This window comes from Stutzerimonas azotifigens DSM 17556, from assembly GCF_000425625.1.
In the GTDB taxonomy this organism is placed as follows: Bacteria; Pseudomonadota; Gammaproteobacteria; order Pseudomonadales; family Pseudomonadaceae; genus Stutzerimonas; species Stutzerimonas azotifigens.
The window spans coordinates 39,237-45,727 of record NZ_AUDU01000066.1; the positions used below are offsets into that span (position 1 = coordinate 39,237).

The 6,491-nt window shown below is 70.3% G+C and carries 6 protein-coding genes; 3 read left to right on the plus strand and 3 right to left on the minus strand.

Features of this window, described 5'->3' with window-relative positions; all coding sequences use genetic code 11:
* Positions 1–62: 62 nt before the first annotated feature.
* Positions 63–1,406: a hypothetical protein gene (locus H610_RS0106900; RefSeq protein WP_028238999.1), complete on the minus strand. Its 1,344-nt coding sequence runs from the start codon at positions 1,404–1,406 to the stop codon at positions 63–65.
* Positions 1,407–1,735: 329 nt separating this feature from the next.
* On the opposite strand from H610_RS0106900, the gene H610_RS0106905 reads away from it, so the two are divergent.
* The gene (locus H610_RS0106905; RefSeq protein ID WP_028239000.1) at positions 1,736–3,256 is read left to right on the plus strand and encodes a 3-hydroxyacyl-CoA dehydrogenase; all 1,521 of its coding nucleotides are present in this window, start codon (positions 1,736–1,738) and stop codon (positions 3,254–3,256) included.
* Between the two features lie 197 nt (positions 3,257–3,453).
* Here the strand turns inward: H610_RS0106905 and H610_RS26185 are convergent, their stop codons facing one another.
* Complete coding sequence (locus H610_RS26185) at positions 3,454–3,540, minus strand: small membrane protein YohP (protein WP_122164729.1); 87 nt, start codon at positions 3,538–3,540, stop codon at positions 3,454–3,456.
* Between the two features lie 247 nt (positions 3,541–3,787).
* Here H610_RS26185 and H610_RS23400 point away from each other — a divergent pair, with 247 nt between their 5' ends.
* Positions 3,788–5,389 carry a methyl-accepting chemotaxis protein gene (locus H610_RS23400; protein WP_051231553.1) on the plus strand — a complete coding sequence of 534 codons (1,602 nt, stop codon included), beginning with the start codon at positions 3,788–3,790 and terminating at the stop codon, positions 5,387–5,389.
* A gap of 50 nt (positions 5,390–5,439) precedes the next feature.
* On the plus strand, positions 5,440–5,967 hold the full coding sequence (locus H610_RS0106920; RefSeq protein ID WP_028239001.1) for an Mpo1 family 2-hydroxy fatty acid dioxygenase: 528 nt from the start codon (positions 5,440–5,442) through the stop codon (positions 5,965–5,967).
* Between the two features lie 235 nt (positions 5,968–6,202).
* Here the strand turns inward: H610_RS0106920 and H610_RS0106925 are convergent.
* Positions 6,203–6,491: integrase core domain-containing protein (locus H610_RS0106925; RefSeq protein WP_028239002.1), on the minus strand; the 289-nt coding region annotated here is incomplete at its 5' end.

A 6,491-nucleotide genomic window follows, 5' to 3' on the forward strand; every position in this document is an offset into this window, starting at 1 on the left:
AATAAATGGCGCTAAATGCAGGGCTTTACAGTCGCGGCAAAAGTCTGGCTGTCAACTACCGTTCAGGCGAGCAGGGGCAGCGCCAGCAACAGGGGCAGCGCGCAAAGCACGAAGCGGCCGTTCCAGTGGAAGGCGATGCGCCAGGGCGAGATCTGCGCATGGCGCGCCAGCAGCAGCGCCGAAGGGCCATAGGGGGACAGCAGCATGGCCAGCGAGAACCCGGTCAGCAGCGCCACGGCCGGCTGCATGATGGGGATGCCGTGCAGCGCCAGCTGAGCCAGCAGCGCCGCGCAGAGGTTCATCGAGATGATCGGCGCGACGCCCAGCAGCGCCAGGGCGACGATGCCGAGCAGGGCGGCGCTGCTGAGCAGGAACAGCGCCAGCGGCGTGCCGTCGAACTGTTCGGTCAGGCCCTGCACCGGCACCAGTTGGGCGACCAGCCCGCCGAGCATGCCGGAGGCGGCGAAGATGAAGATCTCGTTGCGCATGCCGGCCAGGGTGTCGGTGAGTTCGCCGGCCACACCGTCGAACGTCAGCCCCTGTCGCCACAGGTAGACCGCCACCACCAGCGGCACCAGGACCATTGCCGCCTGGGTCGCCGACAGCCAGGTCAGCGCGGCCGTGGCGGCGATCAGCAGGATGCCGGCGAGGCTGCCGAGCAGCAGGCCGGCGAAGCGTGGCGGCACGCCGTCGGCGTGCTCCGTGGTGCGCGCCTCTACATCGCTGCGCAGTTGCTGCAGGCGCGGGTTCTCCGCCACCCAGCCGAATACCAGGAGCACCAGCGCGGCCAGCGCGCCGTAGGGCAACAGTTCGATCCAGCCCAGATCCGGCAGCTCGCGGGTGAGGATCGCCACCGTCACGCTGGTGGGTGCCAGCAGCGGCACCAGGGCGAAGCCGCGCAGTGCCGTCACCAGCACCCCGCGCTGGCCTTCGCGACGTTGGGTGGCGGTGTAGGGTCGACGCTTGAGGTGGCTGTCGAGCGAGCCGCAGATGAGGTTGAGCATGCCGAAGCTGAGGATCGAGCTGATTGCGAAGCTGCTCAGCAGGTAGCCGGGATACAGCAGGCGTCGCGGGCCGGCCAGCAGCAGACGGTGCAGCTCGCCGAGCTGGTCGAGGCGCTTGACCAGGCACTGCATCAGCCCCAGCGCGCCGATGAAGGCGCCGTAGTAGGCCGCCGAACCGAGCATGCGCCGGGCCTCGCTCCAGGTTGCGTCGCCGCCGAGCAGCCAGGCCGCCAGTACCGCCAGGGTGACCAACCCGAGGCGCCGCGGGTAGGGCATCAGCGAGCGCCAGTGGCGCAGGAAGAAGAGGGCGAGCAGGCCGCCGCTGGCGACGCTCAGGCCCTGCACGTGGGTGACCAGCCCGAGCAGTTCGAGCACCAGCGCCAGGGGCAGCAGGGCGAGCACGTCAGGTCCGCCGCGCGGCGACAGGGGAGCCCGCGGTCGCGCAGTCCATCGGCCCGTCGAACCGGGGCGCCTCGGGGTTGCTAGCGTTGTCCGGAGCCGGTGGCCGCAGGGGGCGCGCGAGCGCCTGGCGAGCCTGCAGATCGGGCACGCAGCGGCCGGCAGCGGTCTGCACGATTCGCAGAGCAACGGGCGTGGCGGCGTGGTCGGACATTGGATTTGTTATGTAGGCGGCAGCTTGCACAGGAGACTGGCAGCCTTTAGGCTTTCGGTCAATTCTCGAAATAATGTTCCGCTATGCGGAATATAACAATGGCAGCGAGGAGGCTCTCATGTTTTCCCGGATCGGCATCATCGGCGCCGGCGCCATGGGGCGCGGCATCGCCCAGCTGTTCGCCACCGCGGGCCAGCAGGTCTGGCTCTACGACACGCGTGGCGAAGCGGTCGCCGAGGCCCTGAAGTTCAACCGCGACCTGCTCCAGCGCAGCGTCGCCAAGGGCCGGCTGACGCCCGCGGCGCTGGAGCAGACGGTGGCGCGCATGCAGCCGGCCGCCGAGCTGAAGGAGCTCGCCGACTGCGACCTGCTGATCGAGGCGGTCGTGGAGAGACTCGAGGTCAAGCAGGCGCTGTTCGTCGAGCTCGAAGGGCTGGTCGGCGAGGACACGGTGCTCGCCACCAATACCTCGTCGCTGTCGGTGACCCAGATCGCCAGCGCCTGCCGGCGCCCGGAGCGGGTGGCCGGCTTCCACTTCTTCAACCCGGTGCCGCTGATGAAGCTGGTGGAAGTGGTGCGCGGCGAACGCACCGACCCCTCGGTGATCGAACGCCTGGTGACCCTGGCCGAGCACGCCGGGCACTTCCCGGCGACCACCCCGGACACCCCCGGGTTCCTCGTCAACCATGCCGGCCGTGCCTACGGCACCGAGGCCCAGCGCATCGTCAGCGAGGGCATCGCCACGCCGGAACAGGTCGACCGCATCCTGCGCGACGGCCCCGGCTTCAAGATGGGCCCCTTCGAACTGTTCGACCTGACCGGCCTGGACATCTCCCACGCGGTGATGGAGTCGGTGCACGACCAGTTCTACTACGACCCGCGCTACACCCCCTCCTACCTCGCCGCGCAGCGTGTGGCCGCCGGCCTGCTCGGGCGCAAGAGCGGGCAGGGCTACTACCGCTACGAGAACGGCCAGCAGCTCCGCAGCCTCGAGCCGGCGGTGCCGCAGGGCACCATCGAGCGGCCGTTCTGGCTGGGCAACATCGACCCGCAATTGCGCGCACGCCTGCGCGCGGTGCTCGACCGCTGCGGGGCGGTGCTGGAGGAGGGCGACGAGCCTTCCGACCGGGCGATCTGCATCATCACGCCGTTCGGCGAGGACGCCAGCCAGGCCATCGAGCGGCTGGCGCTGCCGGCCGACCGCACGCTGGCCTACGACCTGTTCAGCGACTTCGACAAGCGCCGCGTGCTGATGCGCCAGCCGGCCCTCGAGCCGGCGCTGGAAGCCCAGGCCTGCCAGGCCTTCGCCGCCGATGGCGTGCCGGTGGAGGTGATCAACGACTCCCCGGGTTTCGTCAGTCAGCGGGTGGTGGCGAGCATCGTCAACCTCGGCTGCGAGATCCTGCAGAAGGGCATCGCCGCGCCGACCACACTCGACCGTGCCATCGAACTGGCGCTGGGCTACCCGAAGGGGCCGCTGGCCTTCGCCCAGCACTACGGGCCGCTGAACATCCTCGACATCCTCCAAGGCATGCAGGCCTGCTACGGCGGGGAACCGCGCTACCGGCCGAGCCCCTGGCTGCGCCGTCGCGTGCAGCTGGCGGTGCCGTTGGACACACCGGATGCCGGGCGGCACTGAACGCGCACCTGGCCCCGGCTGGGACTCGAGGGGCAGGGGCAGCCCCTCTGGGCCCCGGCCTTCGCCGGGGCGACGGTGGGGTGAGAGGCCGGAATTCCGCGTACCGGCGCAGACGCCCCGGTCCATGCCAGTGCCGGCAGACACCGGTCCCCCGATCCCCGTCGTACCGGCGCAGGCCGGTACCCAGTGGAGGGGGATCAGAAGATCAGGGCGAACAACCCGATCACGACCAGCAGGCCGATGAGAAAGATGATGCCGATGGTGCTGCCGAGAAATTTCAGCATGACGGTCTCCTTTATCTGTGGCTCTCACTGATTGCGACTGCACCCGACCACCGCCGTTCGGCATTTTCCCCGGTGCTTTTGGCGTCTCTGACCGGCGGACGGTCGCACGCGCCGCTCAAGCCGTGTGTCAGGCTCGCCGATAACCCCTTGGGCAATCCCGTCCTCAGGACTACGCCGAAAGGCGGCCTTGTCGGCCGTCGCGGGGGCGCCGCAGAATGCGAGCAAACAACAACAAGCGAGGCCCGCCATGCGCCCAGCCTTCACTCGCCACCGTGCCGCCTGCACCCTGCATGCGATCGGCCTCACCGGTCTGCTCCTGTTCTACGGGGAGATGGACGTGCCCTTCTGGCTCGGTGCGCTGTCGTTGATGGTGCTCGCCCTCTGGCCCTGGCTCGGGCCCTGGCGCTCCGGCGCGCAGGCTTCGCCGCCGGACGACGGCGCCGCGGCCTTCGGTGACCTGAGCCAGCGCCTGTCCCGGCACACCTGTCACAACGCGCTGGCCGCGGCGCAGGTCGCCTACGGTGTCGATCGCGTCGGCAACCGGCTGGCTTCGCAGCTGGCGGCGGTCGAGGAGATCGCCCGTGGTGCCGACGCCATCACCGGCACCGAGCGGCAGAGCGCCGAGCGCGCGGCCGCGGCGTTGCAGGCCGCCGCCGCGGTGCGGCGCTCCAGCGAAGCCGGGCAGGCCGAGCTGCAACGCGCGATCGAGCGCATGCAGCAACTCGGCGCGCAGACCGAGGCCAGCCGCGGCCTGATCGACGGCCTGGCGGCGCGCACCGAGGAAATCCGCCAGATCACCGACGTCATCCAGTCGATCGCCAGCCAGACCAACCTGCTGGCGCTCAATGCCGCCATCGAGGCCGCCCGCGCCGGCGAGGTGGGCCGCGGTTTCGCGGTGGTCGCCGACGAGGTGCGCGGGCTCGCCGGGCGCACCGCCAGCGCTACCGGCGAAGTCGCGCGGATGATCGCCGACATCCGCCAGCAGAGCGAAGCGGTGGTCGCCCATATCCTCCAGCAGGCTGGCGAACTGGACGCCGCCGTCGGGCAGATCGTTGAGACCGGCCACCAGCTGACCGGCATCGCCGGGCTGGCCGGCGACGTCGAGGCGCAGGTGGCGCAGATCGCCGCCGGCACCGAGAGCACCCACGAGCGGCTGGCCGAGCTGTTCACCGCCATCGACCAGCTGCGCGCCGACGTCAACGACAGCGGCGCGCAGACCCGCCAGGTTGGCGAGGCCGCCGAGCGGCTGGTGGAGCAGGCCGAGGTGGTCAGCGAGCAACTGGCCGAGGTGCAGCTGGACGACTATCACCAGCGCGTGTACGACCTGGCCCGTGAAGGCGCTGCCGCGATCGCCGCGCGTTTCGAGGCGGACCTCGCCGCCGGGCGCATCGCCATCGCCGACCTGTTCGACCGCGACTACCGGCCCGAGCCCGGCACCGACCCGGTGCGCTACCACACCCGCTTCGACCACTATGCCGATGAGGTCCTGCCGGCCCTCCAGGAGCCGCTGCTGGCCCGCCACGACGGCCTGGTCTACGCCATCGCCACCACCCCGGAGGGCTACGTGCCGACGCACAATCGCGCCTTCAGCGCGCCACCCACCGGCAAGCCGGAGATCGACCGGGTCAGGAGCCGCAGCAAGCGCCTGTTCAACGACCGCACCGGCGCGCGTTGCGGCAACCACGACCGCCCGCTGCTGCTACAGACCTACAGCCGCGACACCGGCGAGCTGATGCACGACCTCTCGGTACCGATCCTGGTTCAGGGCCGGCACTGGGGCGGGCTGCGCCTGGGCTACCGCCCCGAGCCGGCCGAGGGCGCGCCGGCACGGGCGGCCGGCAGCCGCTAATCTTCGAGTAGACCCGCGGGTGTCGCCCCGGTCCGCCTACAGGAGCCGCCATGAAGACCCTGATCGACCACCTGGCGCAGTACGCGGCCTACCACCGCGACCCGCGCAACCTGCTGACCCATTTCTTCGGCATCCCGCTGATCCTGCTGGCGGTGACCGTGCTGCTGTCACGCCAGGGCCTCGCGCTCGGCGACCTCTGGCTGAGCCCGGCGCTGCCCGCGGCGCTGGCGGCGGCGGTCTTCTATCTGCGCCTGGACCTGCGCTACGGCCTCTGCATGCTGGCGGTGCTGGGCGCCTGCCTGTGGCTCGGCGCGGCGCTGGCGACCGGCCCGACCGCGCCCTGGCTGGCGCTGGGCCTCGGCCTGTTCGTCGTGGGCTGGGTGATCCAGTTCGTCGGCCACTACTACGAGGGGCGCAAGCCGGCCTTCGTCGACGACCTGATCGGGCTGCTGGTGGGGCCGCTGTTCGTGCTCGCCGAGCTCGGCTTCATGCTCGGCTGGCGCGAACCGGTGCGCGAGCAGATCGAAGCGCGGGCCGGCCCGGTGCGGCGCCGCGTGAAGGCGACTCCGCACGCCTGAGGCCGGCCTGCGGAGCCCCAGGCGGCCGCTAACATCCACCTCTCCGGGAGAGGGCGGGGTGGAGGCTGGCGGGTTCGGGGCGGCGCTCCCTCATCCCGCCCTGCGGGCCACCTTCTCCCGGGGGAGAAGGGCAAAGCGGGCCGCTGCTGGCCGAGGCTGGGTCCGTGGGCTCGAGCTTCAGCGAACATCCCCCTCTGTCGTGGTCAAGTTTTGGTGGACACCGGGATAGGGGATTTCAGGCGGTGGCCTTTTCGTAGTCGGTCGGTGATTGGTAGCCGAGAAAGGAGTGCAGCCGGTGTGTGTTGTAGAAGCCGACGATGTAGTGAGTGATGTCAGCCATGGCCTCGGCCTGATTGGCATAGTGCTGCTGCCAGACCCGTTCCATCTTCAGGCTCAGGAAGAAACGCTCCATGACCGCGTTGTCCCAACAGTTGCCCTTGCGGCTCATGCTGGCGACCAGGCCGTGGCGGGCCAGTAGGTCGCGATGGGCCTGGCTGGCGTACTGGCTGCCCCGGTCGGTATGC